The sequence below is a fragment of the Nonlabens sp. genome, from assembly GCF_965660805.1.
GTDB lineage: Bacteria > Bacteroidota > Bacteroidia > Flavobacteriales > Flavobacteriaceae > Nonlabens.
The window spans coordinates 62,640-82,367 of the sequence record NZ_CBFIBE010000003.1 but is presented as its reverse complement, the minus strand read 5'-3'; the positions used below and the strand labels follow the sequence as shown (position 1 = coordinate 82,367).

General features: G+C 35.0%; 19 protein-coding genes and 1 tRNA gene. 9 read left to right on the top strand and 11 right to left on the bottom strand.

The features are described 5' to 3' along the window. Positions 1-33 precede the first annotated feature (33 nt). From ACTF48_RS01815 to ACTF48_RS01795, 5 genes are all read left to right on the top strand, one after another. Positions 34-567 carry an AAA family ATPase gene (locus ACTF48_RS01815; RefSeq protein ID WP_438961426.1) on the top strand — a complete coding sequence of 178 codons (534 nt, stop codon included), beginning with the start codon at positions 34-36 and terminating at the stop codon, positions 565-567. Next, complete coding sequence (locus ACTF48_RS01810; protein WP_438961425.1) at positions 564-2,450, top strand: RecQ family ATP-dependent DNA helicase; 1,887 nt, start codon at positions 564-566, stop codon at positions 2,448-2,450. Before ACTF48_RS01815 ends, ACTF48_RS01810 begins: the two co-directional genes overlap by 4 nt. Continuing rightward, positions 2,443-3,396 carry a methionyl-tRNA formyltransferase gene (fmt, locus tag ACTF48_RS01805; RefSeq protein ID WP_438961424.1) on the top strand — a complete coding sequence of 318 codons (954 nt, stop codon included), beginning with the start codon at positions 2,443-2,445 and terminating at the stop codon, positions 3,394-3,396. Before ACTF48_RS01810 ends, fmt begins: the two co-directional genes overlap by 8 nt. A 153-nt stretch (positions 3,397-3,549) precedes the next feature. Continuing rightward, on the top strand, positions 3,550-3,822 hold the full coding sequence (locus ACTF48_RS01800; RefSeq protein WP_438961423.1) for an HU family DNA-binding protein: 273 nt from the start codon (positions 3,550-3,552) through the stop codon (positions 3,820-3,822). 155 nt (positions 3,823-3,977) lie between these two features. After that, positions 3,978-4,538, top strand: coding sequence for a YqgE/AlgH family protein (locus tag ACTF48_RS01795; protein WP_438961422.1), 561 nt, complete (start codon positions 3,978-3,980; stop codon positions 4,536-4,538). Here ACTF48_RS01795 and ACTF48_RS01790 read toward each other — a convergent pair. Together ACTF48_RS01790 and ACTF48_RS01785 are read right to left on the bottom strand one after the other, a co-directional pair. Continuing rightward, a complete protein-coding gene (locus ACTF48_RS01790; protein WP_438961421.1) occupies positions 4,535-5,371 on the bottom strand; it encodes an aminotransferase class IV in 837 nt (278 codons plus the stop codon). The two genes, ACTF48_RS01795 and ACTF48_RS01790, sit on opposite strands and share 4 nt — an antisense overlap. 51 nt (positions 5,372-5,422) lie before the next feature. After that, complete coding sequence (locus ACTF48_RS01785) at positions 5,423-5,812, bottom strand: START-like domain-containing protein (protein ID WP_438961420.1); 390 nt, start codon at positions 5,810-5,812, stop codon at positions 5,423-5,425. Between the two features lie 144 nt (positions 5,813-5,956). On the opposite strand from ACTF48_RS01785, the gene ACTF48_RS01780 reads away from it, so the two are divergent. Next, positions 5,957-6,030: transfer RNA gene (locus ACTF48_RS01780), tRNA-Met, on the top strand. A gap of 32 nt (positions 6,031-6,062) precedes the next feature. On the opposite strand, the gene ACTF48_RS01775 is transcribed toward ACTF48_RS01780, so the two are convergent. Next, positions 6,063-7,076, bottom strand: a complete 1,014-nt coding sequence (locus ACTF48_RS01775; RefSeq protein WP_438961419.1) for a LacI family DNA-binding transcriptional regulator — start codon at positions 7,074-7,076, stop codon at positions 6,063-6,065. A gap of 236 nt (positions 7,077-7,312) precedes the next feature. Further along, positions 7,313-8,683, bottom strand: coding sequence for a histidine--tRNA ligase (gene hisS / locus ACTF48_RS01770; RefSeq protein ID WP_438961452.1), 1,371 nt, complete (start codon positions 8,681-8,683; stop codon positions 7,313-7,315). 125 nt (positions 8,684-8,808) lie between these two features. Here hisS and ACTF48_RS01765 point away from each other — a divergent pair, with 125 nt between their 5' ends. Next, a complete protein-coding gene (locus ACTF48_RS01765) occupies positions 8,809-10,050 on the top strand; it encodes an ABC transporter permease (RefSeq protein ID WP_438961418.1) in 1,242 nt (413 codons plus the stop codon). A gap of 493 nt (positions 10,051-10,543) precedes the next feature. Here the strand turns inward: ACTF48_RS01765 and ACTF48_RS01760 are convergent, their stop codons facing one another. The 4 genes from ACTF48_RS01760 to rpsF form a co-directional block, all read right to left on the bottom strand. Beyond that, positions 10,544-11,038 (bottom strand): DUF6495 family protein, encoded by a 495-nt coding sequence (locus ACTF48_RS01760; RefSeq protein ID WP_438961417.1) that lies wholly within the window; start codon positions 11,036-11,038, stop codon positions 10,544-10,546. A 64-nt stretch (positions 11,039-11,102) separates the two neighbouring features. Then, positions 11,103-11,555, bottom strand: a complete 453-nt coding sequence (gene rplI, locus ACTF48_RS01755) for a 50S ribosomal protein L9 (RefSeq protein WP_438961416.1) — start codon at positions 11,553-11,555, stop codon at positions 11,103-11,105. A 15-nt stretch (positions 11,556-11,570) separates the two neighbouring features. Beyond that, a complete protein-coding gene (rpsR, locus tag ACTF48_RS01750) occupies positions 11,571-11,867 on the bottom strand; it encodes a 30S ribosomal protein S18 (RefSeq protein ID WP_438961415.1) in 297 nt (98 codons plus the stop codon). A gap of 3 nt (positions 11,868-11,870) precedes the next feature. Further along, positions 11,871-12,215 (bottom strand): 30S ribosomal protein S6, encoded by a 345-nt coding sequence (gene rpsF / locus ACTF48_RS01745; protein ID WP_438961414.1) that lies wholly within the window; start codon positions 12,213-12,215, stop codon positions 11,871-11,873. A 204-nt stretch (positions 12,216-12,419) separates the two neighbouring features. Here rpsF and ACTF48_RS01740 point away from each other — a divergent pair, with 204 nt between their 5' ends. Both ACTF48_RS01740 and ACTF48_RS01735 read left to right on the top strand, forming a co-directional pair. Then, positions 12,420-13,124: a LytR/AlgR family response regulator transcription factor gene (locus tag ACTF48_RS01740; RefSeq protein ID WP_438961413.1), complete on the top strand. Its 705-nt coding sequence runs from the start codon at positions 12,420-12,422 to the stop codon at positions 13,122-13,124. Positions 13,125-13,294: 170 nt separating this feature from the next. Then, positions 13,295-14,458 (top strand): hypothetical protein, encoded by a 1,164-nt coding sequence (locus ACTF48_RS01735; RefSeq protein WP_438961412.1) that lies wholly within the window; start codon positions 13,295-13,297, stop codon positions 14,456-14,458. Between the two features lie 55 nt (positions 14,459-14,513). On the opposite strand, the gene ACTF48_RS01730 is transcribed toward ACTF48_RS01735, so the two are convergent. Genes ACTF48_RS01730 through ACTF48_RS01720 form a run of 3 tightly spaced genes read right to left on the bottom strand, consistent with a single transcriptional unit; the run spans position 14,514 to position 19,720 of the window. Then, a complete protein-coding gene (locus tag ACTF48_RS01730) occupies positions 14,514-15,965 on the bottom strand; it encodes an oligosaccharide flippase family protein (RefSeq protein WP_438961411.1) in 1,452 nt (483 codons plus the stop codon). After that, positions 15,956-17,251, bottom strand: coding sequence for a glycosyl transferase family 1 (locus ACTF48_RS01725; protein ID WP_438961410.1), 1,296 nt, complete (start codon positions 17,249-17,251; stop codon positions 15,956-15,958). The genes ACTF48_RS01730 and ACTF48_RS01725 overlap by 10 nt, the downstream gene beginning before the upstream one ends. Then, a complete protein-coding gene (locus ACTF48_RS01720) occupies positions 17,252-19,720 on the bottom strand; it encodes a YfhO family protein (RefSeq protein WP_438961409.1) in 2,469 nt (822 codons plus the stop codon). Between the last annotated feature and the right edge of the window lie 8 nt (positions 19,721-19,728).

Here is a 19,728-nt window from a genome sequence, read left to right as displayed (position 1 = left end):
ACTACATTTGATTTTAGTTATTTTGTAACTGTTATGAAAGGTATAAAAAGAATTTTATTAATAGGTGGACCTGGATCAGGTAAAACTACCCTTATCAAATATATAGAATCACAAGGATTACTAGTTCATCATGAAATCTCAAGAGAGGTTATTAAAGAGGCTCAAGAAAAAGGAATCGATCAACTATTCCTTACAGACCCTATGGCGTTTAGCAATAATTTACTTGCTGGAAGAATAGCACAGTTTAAAAATGCCATTAACGGCTTGAATTTTTATGATCGTGGTATTCCAGATGTACCGGCATATCACTTATTTACGGGTGACCCTATCCCTGCTGAATATATCACTGCTTGCCAGGAACATGAATATGATATGGTATTTTATTTACCACCATGGAAGGAAATATATGAATCTGATAATGAACGGTATGAAACTTTTGAGCAGGCTGTTCAAATAAGTGATATTCTTATTAACTACTATCGTAAATTTAATTACAACCCTATTGAAATACCAGTAGGCGCCATAGAAGAGCGATTTACTTTTTTAAATAATCAAATAAAAGATTGAATCCAGGAGCAAAACATATATTACAAAACACCTTTGGCTATAACGCGTTTAGACCGCAGCAAGAAGCCATTATAGATGCTGTTATAGAAGGTAATGATGTTCTTGCTCTATTACCTACAGGTGGTGGTAAATCCTTGTGTTATCAAATTCCAGGTTTAGTACGAGAAGGAATTTGCGTTGTTGTTTCTCCACTAGTTGCGCTTATAAAAGATCAAGTAAACACTTTAAAATCTAAAGGAATAAAAGCAACAGGCATCACTGGTGGTATCACTTATCAAGAACTCGATGATATACTGGATAATTGTATTTATGGTCAGTATCAATTCTTATACCTAAGTCCAGAACGACTACAACAAAGTCTTGTTCAAGAACGTATCGCTAGAATGAAGGTGTCCTTAATAGCTGTAGATGAGGCACACTGTGTGAGCCAGTGGGGACATGATTTCAGACCGGCATACAGAGATATTAAAGTACTACGCAAAATTCATAAAGCTACACCTATAATTGCAGTTACTGCTACTGCAACACTTGATGTTCAAAAAGATATGATAGAAAATCTGGAGCTGGTAAATCATCAAGTTTTTAAAAACAGTTATTTGAGACCTAATATAAGCTATTACATCACAGATACAGAAGATAAAAACAGCAGTTATACAGAGTTCTATAAAAAACATACAGGCAGTTCAATCACGTATGTAAGAAGTCGTAAGAATGCTGTTAACTATTCAAGGTTACTAACGGTAAATGGTATTTCCTCTAACTTTTACCATGGAGGCTTACCTCACAAGACTAAAGTAAAAGCCGCTCAATCATGGATGGAAAATGATACTCAGGTGATGGTAGCTACAAACGCATTTGGTATGGGAATAGATAAACCTGATGTGCGCACAGTTACTCATTTACAACTGCCCGACAGTATAGAGAGTTATTATCAAGAAACAGGCCGTGCTGGTAGAGATGGTAAAGAAAGTATTGCTCAGTTTTTCTATAACATAAACGATATTATACATGCTCAAAATCAGTTTATTAAATCTCTTGCCACTACTGAGCAAGTTAAATATGTGTACCGTAAATTGAATAATTATTTACGCATAGCAATGGGTGAAGGAGAAAACACAAGCCATCAGTTGAGTTTTGCCAGTTTTGCCAGCACCTACTCTATTAATGGTGTTCTTTGTTATAATGTGCTACTCACGCTAGACCGATTTAGTATCATAAGCTTATCGCAAAATTACCACAGGAAATCAAGTATACGCTTTCGCGAAAGCGGAAAAAAAATTCTCGAGTTCATACACAATCGTCCTGCTATGAACTCCATCATACAATCTATACTGCGCACCTATGGCAGTAGTACATACCAAAACTTAGAGATTAATAGTTCTATCATCGCTTTGCGCAGTAATACCACAGAAAACGAAGTACTGGAGACTCTTAAATTCCTTGAAGAAAAGGAACTTATAGACGCACAGATCGTTAATGCTGATACTCAAATTACTTTTCTCGAACCGCGTGATGATGATCGAACAATCAACCGTTTTGCTAAAACATTAAAACAACAAAATCAAGTAAAAAAAGAGAAGCTCAAGTTGATATGCGATCTTATCTCTCAAAAAGAAGAGTGTATTAACGTGCTGATTTTAAAATACTTTGGAGAGGAATCTAATCCTTGCGGGAAATGTACACATTGCAATAAAACAACAAAGAGAGGAAACTTAAGTTTAATAATAAAAAATGCACTACAGGATTCAGACTTAAGCGTTAAGGAAATTGCATCTTTACATCCTGAAAAGGAACAATCACAAGTCATTAATACTCTTAAAGATTTACTAGACCGTGGACTAGTGAGATTAATGCCTAATCAAAAATATACATGGAATGAATAGAATATTAAAAATCATATTCTTTGGCACACCTGAGTTTGCAACAGGTGTATTAGAAAAATTACATCATTCTCAACATGAGGTAGTAGCTGTAGTTACAGCAGTTGATAAACCAGCTGGACGTGGTAGAAAAATTAATGAAAGTCACGTAAAGAAATATGCGCTAGCACAAAATATTCCTGTTTTACAACCACCTAATTTAAAAGCTCCAGAGTTTCTTGAAGAATTAAAAAGCTATGGAGCAGACTTACAGGTAATCGTGGCATTCAGAATGTTACCTAAAGTAGTATGGAACATGCCTGAACTAGGAACGTTTAATTTACATGCAAGCTTACTGCCAGAATATAGAGGTGCAGCTCCTATTAATTGGGCTATTATTAATAGAGAAACACAAACAGGAGTAACTACTTTTTTTATAGATGATAAAATTGACACAGGCGCAATTATAGACCAACTGAATTGTCCTATAGACAAGGATGAAAACGTGGGTAGTTTATATGGTAAGCTCATGTTACTAGGTAGCGAGTTATCATTAAAAACGGTAAATGACATTGCCGCAGGGATAATAAGTACAAAAAAACAACCCCATAGCTCTACATTAAAAGAAGCTCCTAAACTAAATAGTTCTAATACGACCATTAAGTGGAACAATAAAGTAGAACATATAGACGCACTAGTAAGAGGCTTATATCCTTATCCCGTGGCAAAAGCGGTACTGATTCAAGAGCAACCTGAAACTATTAAAATCTATAAAACTGCCATAGAGATAAAAAAACACACTATGCAACCTGGTTCCATTATTATAGAAGATGATACTATAAAAGTAGCCGGCCTTAACGGTTTTATACAAATTATAGAATTACAGTTACCCAATAAAAAACGTATGGAGGCAAAAAGTCTTTTGAACGGTTTTAAATTCCATGACAACGCCAGATTTGACAAAGGATAAGGCAAAAATGAATCGAAACAGATCAAGTTATTAACAATCCTGTATTGTTATAAACAAATTTCTTCATTTATGGCTCTAATCCTTGCGTGGTAGCATATTCCTTATAAATTTGTTCAACGTTTTAGTTTAACCAACATTAATTTAATTTCAATTATGAACAAAACAGATTTAATCGAAGGAATGGCAGAGCATGCTGGTATTTCAAAAGCAGCAGCAAAAAAAGCGCTAGAATCTTTCTTAGGTAACGTAGAAGGTAGTCTTAAAAAAGGAGATAGAATTTCTCTTGTAGGATTTGGATCTTTCTCAGTATCTAAAAGAGCTGCTCGTGAAGGTAGAAACCCACAGACTGGTAAAACTATCAAAATCGCTGCTAAAAATGTAGTGAAATTTAAAGCAGGTAGTGATTTACAAAAAGCTGTAAACTAATTACTGTATTTAAGTAAAGTATTGAACCCGATTCTTTAAAGAATCGGGTTTTTTATTACTCCTATTTTAGGAATACTAATATTTTGTAGGTTTATTTCAACAAATTCAGTAATTAATAAATTAAATTTTATAAGTTTAATGAGTTAATTAAATACATGAAATCTCTTGATATACATAAAGGAGACTTATTAATCTCAGAACCTAATATTATAGGAGATCAATCGTTCTCTAGATCTGTTGTATTACTCACAGAATATAATGAAGATGGTGTTGTAGGGTTTATTTTAAACAAACCTTTAGAATACACACTTAAAGACCTCATTCCAGAAATAGAACTAGAAATACCTATTTATCAAGGTGGTCCTGTAGATATGGATAACCTTTACTTCCTGCACTCCATTCCTGATTTAATTCCAGACTCTCATTTAATTGTAAATGATATTTATTGGGGCGGTGATTTTTATACAGTTCATGAATTGATACAAAAGGAAATCATCACTGGTAAAGGCATAAAATTCTTTTTAGGGTATTCTGGATGGCACAAAAATCAGCTAAGTCAGGAAATTAAAGAAAATTCATGGGTAATTAAGAAGAGCCCAAGTCCTGAATTTGTGTTAACTGAAAAAATTAAAGACTTGTGGAAAAATGAAATGATAAAACTAGGCGGAAATTATAAACTATGGTCTAACGCTCCCGAAAACCCATCTGATAATTAGTTGAAAAATTTATCATTAAATATTTCTAGTAATTCAGTAGCTAGTTCTTTTGTAAATTCCTTTTTTCTATATTTAGAAATACTTTGAATTCCTTTAATTACGTTAGTGGTAAAGATTTCATCAGCACGCTGTAATTCAAAAGGAGTAACGGTCTCTTCTACAATTTCATAATTAAGCATACGTTTTAATTGCTGGATAACTTGTTCCCTCATGATACCATTAAGACACCCATCAAGTACAGGTGGCGTTTTTACTTTATCTCCAGTTCTTATAAAAAGGTTGCCAGAAATACCTTCGGCTATCATTTTATTTTCATTTATCAAAAACATTTCTTGGTAGCCATTATCTAGCGCAAACCTACCGGCAAGAACATTAACGATTTTATTATTAGACTTAATAATACTTAATAAACCAGATAAAACATAATGATCTTTGAATAATTCTGCTTCTCTTATGTTTTCATTTATGAAATGGTCCTCCACCTTAGTAGCCTGAATACTATAATGAACATTATTATCTAATGGTGAATAAAAACCACCAGAACTGCGCCATACCGTAAATCTTATTCTAGCATGGTGGTGATCTAAATTATTTTGAGCGAGTAAATCTATCATAGATTGCTCTATGAACTCAGGAGTAAAAGAATCAGGAATATTCATTCTTAAAATGCGCATTCCTGCCATGAGTCTGAAGTAATGCGCTTCAAATAGCAGCGGTTTTCCATTAAAACATCTCAATGTTTCAAAAATACCATCTCCATAAAAAGTTCCTCTGTTATCATAAGCGATAACAGCATGATCACTTTTTTTTAAAACTCCATCAATATTTACCATAAAAAAAGCCCTGTTTAGTTCAGGGCTCAAAATTAGGTATAGAAATTAGGTTTAACTAGAACCTAGTACTTTTTTTAACTCACTAATTTGGTTTTCCCAAAACATTTTTTGATCCTCTACTTCATCATCATCATCACCAAAATCTGTAATGATTAAAGAAACATCTTTAGTAATTTCATCTACCTGGATATTCATTTCAAAAAACTTTTTAGTGTCCTCATCATAATCCCATTGAAAACGCGCACGCTCGCCACTAACTCGCTTCACTATTTTTGCTTTTTCTTCTGAACCATCCCAGATAAATCTAAAGTATTCACCTCTACTATTTACGTTTTCTGCAAACCACTCAGACATTCCAGAAGGAGTTGCTATGTATTGATACAGTAAAGCTGGTGATACGTGAATAGGAAACTCCAGGTTAAATTTAATAGGTTCTTGCATGGTAAATTAACTTTGATGGCAATATAGTAGATTAATTGTTAAAAGGAAAAATGAAAAAGATAAAAATATTAAGAGAAATTCATTTGGTTTAAATCTAGAAATAAGTATATATTTGCAGCCGCTTAAGTATATGTGCTTAAAAACGGCGTGGTAGCTCAGCTGGTTAGAGCGCAGCATTCATAATGCTGAGGTCGGCGGATCGTGCCCGCCCCACGCTACTAAAAGTCTCTTAGTTTTCTAGGAGACTTTTTTATTTTCTAGTAGTTCCTCGCTCCACGAGTGATGTTTTTAAAGTGTGTACTCGTGTTACCTGAACTTCATCTTTATTTTTTAAAAGATTCAGTATTCTAGTAAATGTTTTTTTACCTAGATCACGTGAGTGCTGATCTACTATAGTTAATTGAGGGAAAGAGTATTTTGCAAGAGTACTATTAGAATATGATATAATTTGTAGCTCTTTAGGAACTTGAATCCCTAACTCATGTGCTTTGTTTAAAGTCATAATTCCAGCACGCTGATCTAATGCTATGACAGATTGTATGGTTTTCTTTTTTAAAACCTCTTCTATATTCTTTGAGAAATCAGCATCTTCCTCTTGAGAAACAATAGTTGATTGTAATTCTTCAAACTTTTTTATGCGCTCATTTATCCCTTGCGCTCTTAATTTACCTACACTTAATTTATCTATGGTAGTTGCTATACATATATGTCGATCGCCTCTATATTTTAAAAAATCTACAAGTCGAGCACCTGAAGCGGCATCATCTACTATAATTTTATCACAATCTACAGATTCTATAACTCTGTCAAACATTACTAGCTTTAAGCCAGAATTTAAAATATCATTATAATGATCTGATTCTCCTAGTTCTTGAGTCTCCATAGCAGCGGCGATAATAAAACCATCTACCGCACCATTTGAAAACATTTCCATGTATTCCCTTTCTTTTTTATAGGACTCATTTGAAATACAAATCACAATTTTATAATTGTGTAAAGAAGCCTCTTCTTCTATCCCCATTAAAACCTGGCCAAAGAAGTCATTTACAATCTCTGGTAACACTACAGCTATAGTTCTAGTTTCTCTATTTCTAAGAGACGCAGCGGCAATATTAGGCCTATAACCCATTAACTTTGCCAGCTCCTTCACTCTAGTTTTAGTGTCTTCACTTATTTCAGAACTATCCTTAAGTGCTTTGGAAACGGTAGAAGTAGACAGTTGAAGTTTTTCGGCGAGTTGTTTTAAAGTAGGCTTTGGATTCATCTTTTATCTTTCTATGAGGTAAATATAGCTTTTAGTTAAGGATTATTAAATATTTCGCTTGCACAAAAACCTGTCAAACTATAACATTCACTAGACGTATTAAAATAATTCTAAAAAAAATATACAATGATGTATCGCACTAATATGCAAATTCATAAAACTTCTAAAAGAAGTGAACGTCCAAAAATATTAAAAATGGAAATCAGTGAAATTGCTACTCTATAAATAGAATCTACTTATTTTAATCGTGTAATTACTTCTTCTGGTTTAAGCAGTTCTTGTTCACCACTCACCATATTTTTAAGTAAAATAGACCCGAGTTTCATTTCATCCTCACCTATTAAAATAACATAAGGTATTTCATTTCGGTCTGCATATTTCATTTGCTTTTGAGTCTTTACCTGTTCTGGGTAGAGTTCAGATTTTATTCCGCTTTCGCGAAAGCGAAATACCAAATCCATCGCATATTCACTCTCTTTATCACCAAAATTAACAAACAGCACATCTACTCCTGCTCTTACAGAATCTGGAAACAAACCTAATTCTTCAATGACAAGATAAATGCGATCAAGTCCAAAACTGATTCCTACTCCACTTACAGCTTTTAAACCAAACATGCTGGTCAGGTCATCATAACGACCACCGCCACCTATACTTCCCATCTTTACTCCTGCTGGTGCTGCAACCTCAAAAATACATCCTGTGTAATAATTTAAGCCACGAGCAAGTGTGATATCTAAGTCTAATAAAGCGCTCTTTAAGCCTAGTTTCTTGATAGCATTATTAATAAAGGTTAACTCCTGGATTCCCTTCTGCCCTATTTCAGAATCAGAAAGTAAGTCTTTCATAACCTCTAGTTTTTCAGTAAAGTCGCCTTGAAGACTAAAAACAGGATTGAGTTTTTCTATAGCAATAGGACTGATTCCTTTTAGGATCATTTCTTCCTTTACCTTATCGACTCCTATTTTATCCAGTTTATCAAGTGCTACCGTAAAGTCTATAAGCTGATCTTGTGCTCCTATCATTTGAGCTATACCAGCAAGAATCTTTCTATTATTAATTTTTATAGTACAATTTTCTAATTTTAAATCTGTAAAAACAGCATCATATAACTTTACCAGCTCTACTTCTTGTAATAGGGAATCACTTCCCACCACATCTGCATCGCACTGATAGAATTCTTGAAAACGTCCATGCTGCGGTCGGTCTGCTCTCCATACCGGCTGAATCTGATAACGCTTAAAAGGGAAAGTAATATCATTCTGGTGTTGTACTACATAACGAGCAAATGGTACTGTTAAGTCATAACGCAAGGCTCTTTTACTGATTTGAGGAGATACTTTAGACTCATTTTTAGCACCTAAGTCTGTCTCATTTACTTTTTTTAAGTACTGACCATTATTCAATATCTTAAAAATTAATCGGTCGCCTTCTTCTCCATATTTTCCTAATAAGGTATCGCTGTTTTCAAAGCTAGGTGTTTCTATAGGCATGAAACCATAGTGCTCAAAATGATGCTTGATAGTATTCATTATAAACTGACGTCGCTGTACTTCAACAGGACTGAAATCTCTAGTTCCTTTAGGTATAGAAGGTTTTTGTGCCATAACTTTGTTTATTACTGCAAATATAATGACATCATTAAGGCTATGCTTCATAATTAAAAATTAAAGTAACTGGAAAAACTTACTAGAACTTGTAACATTGTAATCTATTTTTAGTCTTATACTACATGGCAGGTTTACTAAGTCAAAACATTAATATCGCTCAACAGAGCATTAAAGGTCAGTTCTTAAGAACCGCTCTCACCGTAGTGATTATCGCAATAGGAATCACTGCTCTAGTAGGTATTTTAAGTTCTGTAAAAGCACTTGAAGGCACCATAGGTGGTGGGCTTTCTGGAATAGGCGCAAATACCTTTAACATACAGCGTTATGCTTTTACCATGAAACGCCGTGGTGGTGGCGAGCGTAATAAAGTTAATCCTGTAATAAGTTATCGCGAGGTGAAGGAGTTTGAAGAGCAATGGGATTTTCCTTTCACGCAAGTAGGTGTTTCATTTCAAGCTACGTCACAGGCAGAAGTTAAAAGTGAAGATCGCAAGACTAAACCTAAGGTTATCATAGCAGGTGTAAATGCAAATTATACAGAAAATGCAGGTTTAAACATAGGTGAAGGTAGAGGTTTTTCTAGTTTTGATATTAAGAATAATGCTCGTGTATGTATCATAGGTAGTGATATGGAAGATGAGTTATTTCAAGGCCTCAACCCTATAGGTCAAACGTTAAGCATAAGAGGCAGTAAATTTACGGTGATAGGTTTACTAGAAGAAAAAGGCTCAACCTTTGGTAATAACATAGATTTAAGAGTTCTTATCCCTATAGATGTTGCACGCAGTATTTACACAAGTCCTTATATCAATTATGATTTAAGCGTTAAGGTAAAAGATGAACAGTTTATGGACGGTGCAAAAGATCGAGCAACCGTATTATTTAGAAACATAAGAGGTCTAAGTCCTGTAGAAAGTGATAATTTTGGTCTTATTCAAAGTGATCAACTTTTAGGCACCGCAAATGAAATTAAAGGAATACTATATATAGCAGCTTTTATAATAAGTGGTATCACCATTTTTGGTAGCTCCATAGCACTTATGAATATCATGCTTGTTTCTGTTACAGAACGTACTCGCGAAATAGGCGTGCGAAAAGCACTAGGCGCAAAACGTTCCACCATATCATGGCAATTCTTTATAGAAACAGTACTCATCAGTCAGTATGGTAGTATTCTAGGTATTCTTTTAGGTCTTTTAATAGGCTATATAGTGTCAAATGTTCTTGAAGTAGAATTTAGCATGCCGTGGATGCCCGTTATTCTAGCCACCATCATTTCCATCATCATCGCCATATTCTCTGGTGTTATTCCCGCAATTAAGGCTGCAAAATTAGATCCTATCGAGGCACTGCGCTATGAGTAACATAGCCCTTTGTTATGAATAATATGGTTGTAAAAATCAATCATGTTTACTGGAATGCCGGTATCGCAATCAGTACAAATCACCATTAATCTTACACAGTTTATCCTAGCGTTACTAGGAGATCCGTATTATTAAATAGTTAGTTATATCACGATTTCGCGAAAGCTGAACAATGAAAAAAGAGTTTCGTGCAGTAATACCAAATTGACTTTAAGTCTTAATAAATAGTTTCTTTTCTACTTACCTTTCACTTAAAATTATTTCCTTGGCTACAGCTATGCAAAGAATAATTCAAATTATTTTAACGACATTATAAACCCAAATGGGTATAACAAGTAAAAATGAAATAAATTTCACATCTATAGCTCGTACAAAACATGGAGTTATTGCCTCAAATTATTATTTGATTCAACTCATTATACTGGCAGATTAGCAATAAAAAAAAGCTCCAACAAAATGAAGGAGCTTTACATAAAAATTAATATGAGCTATTTTAAAAACCGTTTTTCTCTTTTCCTAGCTCCATTAAGTCTTCAAAATAATTATACAGATTACCTTTTGTGATCACAGCACCTTGTTCTATAAGCTTAAATTTATCGCCGTTAGGGTCATCACTATATTTCTTAGTAGCTGTAAATAATTTTACAGTATCATCCATTAAATTCTTTTGTAACCAGGCATAACCTTCCTTAGTGGTTATATCGATTAGCTCATCACCTATCATTACCGATATAAGGTTCATTTGTTCCTCTTCGAGGTGAAAAAGGTTCATGGTTTGTGGAGAAATGTGCTCTAGATATGCTGCTTGAGTTAACACACCTTCCCATACTAAATCAGAGAAAACATCGAGTTCCTGCTCAGCAACTTCTGGCTTGCTAGCTTTTATATCTTCCCACTCTGCGGCAGTAATAGTTTGAGTAGCTAGAAAGTTGATGAATTCTGGATGTAATTCTTCTAGTTGTTCTTTTGTTAATCTTCTATACTTCATAATCTAATGTAAAAAAGCCGTTCCAGTAAAGGAACGGCTTAGTTAGTATTCTTATTTGAATTGCTTAGTTCTTTGCAGCAACTACGTCAAAGTTAAGTGCAGTTGTCACCTCTCTGTGGAAACGTAACGTTGCCTCATACTGACCTAAACGCTTAATGTTACCACCAGCAACAGAAATAAATTTCTTTTCTAGTTCAACACCTTGCTTAGCAAGAGCATCTGCAACATCTTGAGTAGTTATAGACCCAAAAAGTTTATCACCATCACCAGTTTTGGCAGCGATTTTAACTTCTAGACCATTTAACTTATCAGCTTGCTCTTGAGCAAGTTTAATGTTATTTGCCTCTTTGTGAGCACGTTGCTTAATCGTTTCTGCTAGATCTTTCTTAGCACCTGGAGTAGCCATTATAGCAGCACCATTAGGAATTAAGAAATTACGACCATATCCAGGCTTAACAGTTACTATGTCATCAGTAAAACCTAAGTGTTCTACGTCTTTCTTTAATATAAGTTCCATATCGTTAGTCTGGTTTTATTTTAATAAATCACCTACGTAAGGCATGATAGCGATGTGACGTCCTCTTTTTACAGCGACAGCCACTTTACGTTGATACTTTAATGATGTTCCTGTAAGACGACGTGGTAACAATTTACCTTGCTCGTTTACAAAGCCCATTAAAAAATCAGGATCTTTATAGTCTATATATTTAATACCACTACGTTTAAAACGGCAGTACTTTTTTCTTTGTTGAGTTTCAATTTTTAAAGGAGATAAGTAACGGATGTCACCATCTTTTTTTCCTTTAGCTTGTTGTTGTAAAGATGCCATGTGTTACGCTTTAGCTTTGTTAGACAATTTTTTTCTTCTCTTCTCTGCCCACTCGATAGCATATTTATCAAGCTTTACAGTAAGGTAACGCATTACACGTTCATCACGACGGAATTCTACTTCAAAGTCGTTAATTACCTCACCAGGAACTTCAAATTGAAAAAGGGTATAAAAACCACTTTTTTTGTTTTCGATTGTGTAGGCTAGTTTTTTCAAGCCCCAATCTTCTTTGGCTACCATTTTTGCACCACGGCCAGTAAGGAAATCTTCAAACTTCTTTACTGCTTCCTTTACCTGATCATCAGATAAAACGGGATTCAAAATGAAAACAGTTTCGTATTGATTCATAATATATTGTTTAAAACGTTTGCAAAAATAGTCCTTTTCTTTAGTTCCTGCAATACTTATATAGGCACTAAAAAAAATATTTACATAAATTAACCTTTAGTAATCATTCGACTAAAAACAATAAAATATCGTTTAAACAACAGATTTATTTGCATTACAACAGATAATAATCTAACATTGTCACGTAAAAATAACTCTTAAACGATGAATAAGACTGTTTTAAATTGCTACGTTGTAGATGACTCAAGTATTCAACGACTTGCTATTGTTAAGATGATCGAGAATCATCCTAACTTGAATCTATTAGGTGAGTTCAGCAATGCAATAGAAACTAAAGCAGCAATTAAGGATCAAGAAGTAGATTTAATCTTTCTAGATGTAGAAATGCCCATATTGACTGGTTTTGACCTTTTAGATGATATTTCAGCAGATCCAGGAGTTATATTTGTTGCTGCCCAAACTACATACGCTTTTAAAGCATTTGAGTACGGAGCAATTGATTACCTCCAAAAACCTATTAATAAGGAGCGCTTTTTGACTGCAATTAAACGTGCTTTACAGGCTCACAAACTACGTACAGAATTAACTGAAGATCGTGGTGAGTTCATTTTTGTAAAGAGTAATCTCAAAAAACGTAAAGTTTACTTAAAAGAATTAAAATATATTCAAGCCCTAGGTGATTATGTAAAACTTATCACTGAAGAAGATAGTTTTGTCGTACTTTCTACTATGAAGAGTTTTGAGCAAGAACTACCTAAGTCAGACTTTTTACGTATTCACAAATCTTATATCGTCAACTTACACAAAATAGAAAAATTCAATTCCAAAACTGTGGAGCTAAATTCAGAAGTACTTCCATTAAGTAGAAATAGAAAAACAGACTTAGTAGAGGCATTATCGCAATCCTAAATGCTAACACATAATATATATAGAAAAGCCACTAGAAATAGCGGCTTTTTTTATTCCATTGATAATCAACACCTTTAAATCCTTATACAAACCTTTTCACACTTTGGCACGCTGGTTGTTACTAATATTATGAGAATGACAATGAAGTCATCTCATTAAATTTAGTAATTATGAAAAAGCTACCTACCCTACTTTTAGTTTTCCTGATGGGAATCGGGATGAGCTATGCAAACGTTACTGAAGAGGACCGTTTTAGAGGAAACAATAATAATTTCATCTTCACAGAGGGCGGAATCGAGTTTGCGATCTTTCCAGACGGACAGTTTGACTTTAACTTTTTAAACGCTGGACCACAATTTAGTGCAGGATTCCATAATTCTAATGTAAATGTATCCTTTAATACAGGATTTAATTATGACCCTTTTGTTCAGTATGATTCTTATGGTGCTGTAATTCAAATAGAAAACACTCCTATATTTTATGACGGTTATGGTCGTATTATACAAGCTGGAAATATTTTCATAAACTACCGTAATGGATATGTAAACAGAATAGGAAACTTAAATGTTTTCTACAATAGACCTGGAGTAATATTCAGAACCACTGGATTTATTAATAGCTTTAATAGATATTATGTTTACCAGCCATGGCATAGATTCTATGGAGTTCCATTAGCAAACCACTGCATAGTATGGAACAATCCATATAGATTGAATTACAATCCATTCCGTTTTGGGTGGGATTACCACAGAGTTCACTGGAACAGACCTAACTATTATAATGGTAGATTCTTAAGAGCAAATGTGAGACGTAATTTCTATAGACCATCAGATCGAGTAAACTACCGCAGTTTTGAAAGAGGTCGTAGAGATAGCAATGGACGCGCTATCGCAACTAGAGCAGCAAGAAGAGACCGTAATGCCATCGCAACAGGTCATAGAACGTTATCTAGAAATGATAGTCGTGTAACGACTAGTAGACGTAGTGATAATAATGTAAATTCTCGTTCAACAAGGAGAAATACGGTCGCTACTCAAAGAACAACAAGAGCTCCTCGTGCGGTGAGTAACACTAGAACTTCTAGAAATAGAAATAACAGCGCTACGACATCTAGTAGTAACAGAAATATTACTCCAGCGATTTCAAACCGCGCAAACACGAGAAGGACTGCACCAGCAGTAAGTAATTCTAGAACAAGTAGAAGGTCAACTGCTACTACAGCACCTTCTAGAAGCCGTAGTAATAGTAGAGCCATAAGTACGAGCTCTAAGAGTCGTAATACTTCTGTAAGTATTAAGCGCTCCAAATCTTCAAGAAGTGCAAAAAGAAGGTAATTTAGATTACATTGAAATAGCCCTAAAAAGCCGATTCTTAACTGAGTCGGCTTTTTTATGGGAGATACTTTTTAAGCAAAGTGTTGATCTCTTTTGAGAGCCTTAGATTTCTTACCACATATAAATAAGTAAGCGAGAGAATCAAGCTTTTAAGCGCTATGTTAACTACTGGATGCCAGTTAAAATCCCAAAAATAAAACACCACTATAAAAATCAGAATTAAACCTACCGACAGTGTCGTTTGTGAAGTCCATGGATGGATTTTTAATTTATGATACACATAGTACGCTTTCGCGAAAGCGTACATCACATAAGCCACACAAGTAGAAATAGCCGCGCCCATTAAACCATATATAGGAATGAGCCACATATTAAGAAGGATCGCTACAACAGCGAGCAATAATCCTAACCAGAGTGTTACCCGATACAAGTCAGAATTATATAAAATAGCATTATTACTACCCAGAAGACTTTCTGAATATTTTACAACAGCTATGAGTATAACCACTGGAACACCTACTCGATATTCTGGACGCATGAGTTCATAAAACTCATTTACATTACAAACGATGATCAAGACTAAAAAACCAGCTATAATACTTAAATTGAGTGAGCTGCGTTTATACAGTCGCTCTACCTCTACCATTTCACCTCTATTAAAATGCCCTGCTGTTAAGGGATGCATGATTTGAGCCATTCCGCGTGCAGGAACAGCTATAACTGTGGCTATAAAAACACCTACATTATACCATGCTATATTATCTATGATCATAAGATCGTTAATCATAAATTTATCAAGATCTAGCAATGCTGTGCCTACTGATCCGGCAAGGATCATTAAAAAAGAATAATGAAGTAGGTCACCACTTGCCTTTATTTTTCCCAGTTGCCATCGCGGTGTATAAGTTTTAAGTGCTACTATTTTCATGATAAAAACACGCAGTGCATAAATAATAACTAGACTGTGTATAAACTGAACAGGTGTTATCACTTCTATCATGACCAGGAGCAACATAACTGTAGAACTTGCTCTGTAGAATACCTCTTTTAAAAAGTTTCCTCCTACGGTTTTCATGTGAACCTTAGTCCATGCATAAAAAATCTCAAAATAAGCTTGAAAAACAGCGATGATTGCTATGTGCCACACAAAGTCTCTCGTAATCTCATTCGTATTTGCTATGTACAATCTAATGGGGTCATAAAAAGCATAAATGATTAAAAAAGCCGGAATAATAATGATAAGTGGCCACAATAACATTTGTGTTAAAAAGGCATCACGTTCATTTTTATCATCATACTTAGAGTAAAACTTAACCAGCGTGTTATTAATCCCAAAACTCATTAAAGGAAAGAATAAAAACGCTGCCGAAAGCACATAGCCCATTAACCCAAAATAGTCATCGCCCAGGAAAGTAGGCCCTAGTAAAACCGTATTAACTGCACCAAATATGAAACCCAGTACAGTAACACCTATATTCCATCCCGATTGTTTGATCACTATTCCCATGTGTAGGCAATGGTTTTAGCAAGTGTTCCTGTTAATAATTCTCTCTTATAACTTGAGATACTCGGGTGACTGTTCCCTTCATTATTGCTATTTTTAAAAAGCTCATATTTTTCAAGAATGTGTTTTTTAAGAGCTATTTTTTCTTGATAATTAAAATAGTGACCAGAATGAGTATGCTTGATGAATTGCTCGATATCTGCCTGAGAAGGTCCTATGGCTATAATAGGTCTGCGGCTGGCGAGATATTCAAAAATCTTTCCTGGTATAATGGCCTGTGTATCTTTACTATCTACCTCTATGAGTAATAAGCATTGCGCCTTAAACATGAGCTCAACAGCTTGTTGATGATCTACATAACCTAGCAATTCTGACTTATTTTCTAATCCAGATTTTTTTATAGAGGCAATGACTTCATCACTTATGCTACCGGCCAGTTGTAATTTAAAATCTGTATTAAAATCTTCCCTTTCCTTACAAAGCTCAGATAGACATTCCCATAAAATAACCGGATCACGATCTGATAATAAGGTTCCTACATGAGCCAGTGTAAAAACACTATCTGGTTGACGGGTAGTTTGTGCCGCTTCAATATCATACCCATTTGTAATAACCTGAAGAGGTGTTGTAGTCTTGCTAGCAAACTCCTTTCCTGTATGTGGACTAGTAACGATTATTAAATCTGCATGATCTAAAACCTCTTGTTCTAAACGCTCGTGCTTTTTTTGAGCACTAGCTCCTATTTTCAAATGTTTATGATAACCTATAGTAGTCCACGGGTCTCTAAAATCTGCAAGCCACTTAAAACCCTTGTATTTTTTCTTTAATTCTAAGCCTATTAAATGAATAGAATGCGGTGGTCCTGTGGTTATTACAGTAGGATTTTTATGCTCTAGCAAATAGGGATGTATAGCTTTTAAAACTCGAGACTTCCATCCTACTCGTGCATCAGGAACAAATAAGTTACCGCGCATCCATATCATGGCGCGTTGTAACATACCTGCATTTTTAGGCAGTATTCCTTTTTGAAGATTTTTAGTTCGCTTTCGCGAAAGCGCACTAGACCATCTACTAGGTTCATTTATAGGCACCTTAATGATAGAAACATCTTCAGGAACTTGTTCTAGGAGTGATTCATCAATTACAGGATAATCTGGGTTTTCTGGAACTACAACGGTCACCTCAAAGCCGTGCTGCGGTAAATAAGTAGCAAATTTTAACCATCGTTGCACACCAGGTCCACCTGCTGGCGGCCAGTAATAAGCAATGATAAGAACTGGCTTCTTCATTTAAGACTTATTCTTAAACCTGTAAAACGCTCCACCTATAATGATTAAAAATAAAAGGATATTACTTCCTAGCATTATAGAACTACCTGTTTTTACTACTTGAGGTTCAAAACTCATGACTATTTCATGAGAACCTGCTGGAACCTTAATTCCTCTTAACGCATAGTTTACTCTAGCTATAGGAGTTTCCTGCCCATCAACAGTAGCTTTCCATCCATGCGGATAATACATTTCAGAGAAAACTGCTAGACCTTCTTGAATGTTATTACTTTTATAAACCAGTCTTTGAGTGTCATAATCTACTAGTTGAATGCTTGAAGTGGAATCTGCATGGGTAGTTTTGAGCTGGAGAAGATCTTTTTGATTCTTCTGGATAATGGCGCGTTGTGTTCCGTTAAGTTCAGCTAGACTCATTATCTCTTCATTATCATTTTCTACCACCTTAAGTTCGTTTACAAACCAGCCATTTCCTAAGGTCATAGGATTTTTTTGAGCTACATAACCGGTTTCTTCAACATCTATAATGTATCTCACATTAAACATGCTCAAGATTTCTATATTTTCTCTATTCACAGGAGCTATTCCGTTTTCATCATAAAGATAAAATTCTGATATCTCTTGAATACGTCTAGGCTTTGCACCATGATAACCACCTATAGATTTATGGAAGTAAGGCGCACGACCTGAATTAAATGGATTCACTAATTTATCATAAACTCTGTAATGATCGCCATTCTTAGCATCTTGCATAGCGATTTCATCTGCTTGAGTCTTAGTGTGTGCGTTATCATACTCACTGGCTTTTACATAATCATCGCTGTTTACATAGTTCAGGTTGAAACTTACTAAGTCAAATAAGATAACCACTCCAGCGACTAGTAAAACCAGGTTCTCTGAAACCTTCTTTTTGAGTAATAAAAATAATGCTGCCGAAATAATCCCAACTATTAACAGTGCTCTAAAAACATCTGCTCGCATGACTTCAAAACGATCATCTCTTAAAGCGTCCACAAAACCTACTCCTAATTGTTCACTTTCTAAGTAATACCGATCCATAGGACTGGCAAAATCAAATAATTGACCACCAAATGCTACCAGTATAACTAGCAAACCACCCAAAGTAATACCGGCATATTTGAGTGCTTTGGCTTTTGTTTCCTGTGTATTCTTTTCGTTAAAAAACTGCCATAACCCTATAACAGCAAGAATAGGAACACATAGCTCTATTAGTACCTGAATAGATGTCACTGCACGGAATTTATTGTACAACGGTACCACATCTATAAAGAAACTTGTGAGCCAGTCTGCATTTTTACCGTAGGACAGTAATAAAGCTAAAATAATAACAGCACTAGTCCACCAGCGCAGCCTTCCTTTTATTAAAAATAATGCAAGAATCGCCAGAAACACAACTCCTATTCCTAGGTATGGTGGTGCTTCTACAATAATTTGATCACCCCAATAAAGCGGTACACTTTCATTAATAAATCCTAAAACTTCTCTTTTAGGCAAACCTTGATCCGTAAGGAATTGTACAGCATTTGAATCTTCGTCAGGTCTGGCAGCACTTCCACCACCGGCAAATCTAGGAACTAACAAATTTAAACTTTCACTTAATCCATAAGAATACTGCGTGATGTAGTCATAGTCGAGACCTGTTTGAGGAACTATTTTTTCGCCTTGAGCGTTAATAGTTAGAGAAGATTTACCACGGGTACTTTCTTGAGAGTACTCACTAGTTGCTAGTAAATTACCGGCATTAGTTCCTAGTGCCAGTAATACTGCAGCGGTCATAATACCTATAGATTTAAAGTAGTGCGGTAAAACTTTTTTACGAGCAGCATCTACCAGATAAGCGACGCCTAAAATAATCACAGCCAGCAATAAATAATAAGTCATTTGAGGATGGTTAGCCTGCAGCTCTAGTGCCATGGCAACCGCTGTAACTATAAAACCTAGTAAATATCGTTTTTGAAACACTAATAATATGCCACTAAGTACAAGAGGAAAGTAAGCTATGGCATGAGCTTTGGCATTGTGCCCTACTCCTAGAATGATAATCAAATAGGTAGAAAACCCAAAAGCCAGTGCTCCTAGTAAACCTATTTTCCAGTTGACACGCATCACCAGCATGAGCATGTAAAAGGAAAAGAAATAAAGGAAAAGATAGTCTGCAGGACGTGGCAGGAATCTCAGCACTCTATCAAGTCCATCTATAAAATCATAAGGATAGCGCGCACCGAGTTGATATGTGGGCATACCTCCAAAAACAGAATCTGTCCAGTAGAGTTCTTCTCCTGTGGCAGCGCGGTGTTCTATTAACTGTCTCGCATTACCTTTATACTGAACAATATCATTTTGGTATAGTTTTTTACCGCTTAATACTGGATTAAAGTAAGCTAATGCAGCAATAATAAATACTGCAATAACTGCGAGATGCGGAAGGATTTTCTTAAAATTAAAAGTCATGAATTAAA

Coding starts and splice junctions, on each gene's coding strand:
- ACTF48_RS01785 (WP_438961420.1), bottom strand. CDS start 5,812: ATGCAAGAACCTATTAAATTTAACCTGGAGTTTCCTATTCACGTATCA.
- ACTF48_RS01760 (WP_438961417.1), bottom strand. CDS start 11,038: ATGAAGTATAGAAGATTAACAAAAGAACAACTAGAAGAATTACATCCA.
- hisS (WP_438961452.1), bottom strand. CDS start 8,683: ATGGCACAAAAACCTTCTATACCTAAAGGAACTAGAGATTTCAGTCCT.
- ACTF48_RS01800 (WP_438961423.1), top strand. CDS start 3,550: ATGAACAAAACAGATTTAATCGAAGGAATGGCAGAGCATGCTGGTATT.
- rplI (WP_438961416.1), bottom strand. CDS start 11,555: ATGGAACTTATATTAAAGAAAGACGTAGAACACTTAGGTTTTACTGAT.
- ACTF48_RS01735 (WP_438961412.1), top strand. CDS start 13,295: ATGAAAAAGCTACCTACCCTACTTTTAGTTTTCCTGATGGGAATCGGG.
- ACTF48_RS01795 (WP_438961422.1), top strand. CDS start 3,978: ATGAAATCTCTTGATATACATAAAGGAGACTTATTAATCTCAGAACCT.
- ACTF48_RS01725 (WP_438961410.1), bottom strand. CDS start 17,251: ATGAAGAAGCCAGTTCTTATCATTGCTTATTACTGGCCGCCAGCAGGT.
- ACTF48_RS01775 (WP_438961419.1), bottom strand. CDS start 7,076: ATGAATCCAAAGCCTACTTTAAAACAACTCGCCGAAAAACTTCAACTG.
- rpsF (WP_438961414.1), bottom strand. CDS start 12,215: ATGAATCAATACGAAACTGTTTTCATTTTGAATCCCGTTTTATCTGAT.
- rpsR (WP_438961415.1), bottom strand. CDS start 11,867: ATGGCATCTTTACAACAACAAGCTAAAGGAAAAAAAGATGGTGACATC.
- ACTF48_RS01740 (WP_438961413.1), top strand. CDS start 12,420: ATGAATAAGACTGTTTTAAATTGCTACGTTGTAGATGACTCAAGTATT.
- ACTF48_RS01815 (WP_438961426.1), top strand. CDS start 34: ATGAAAGGTATAAAAAGAATTTTATTAATAGGTGGACCTGGATCAGGT.
- fmt (WP_438961424.1), top strand. CDS start 2,443: ATGAATAGAATATTAAAAATCATATTCTTTGGCACACCTGAGTTTGCA.
- ACTF48_RS01730 (WP_438961411.1), bottom strand. CDS start 15,965: ATGGGAATAGTGATCAAACAATCGGGATGGAATATAGGTGTTACTGTA.
- ACTF48_RS01790 (WP_438961421.1), bottom strand. CDS start 5,371: ATGGTAAATATTGATGGAGTTTTAAAAAAAAGTGATCATGCTGTTATC.
- ACTF48_RS01765 (WP_438961418.1), top strand. CDS start 8,809: ATGGCAGGTTTACTAAGTCAAAACATTAATATCGCTCAACAGAGCATT.
- ACTF48_RS01720 (WP_438961409.1), bottom strand. CDS start 19,720: ATGACTTTTAATTTTAAGAAAATCCTTCCGCATCTCGCAGTTATTGCA.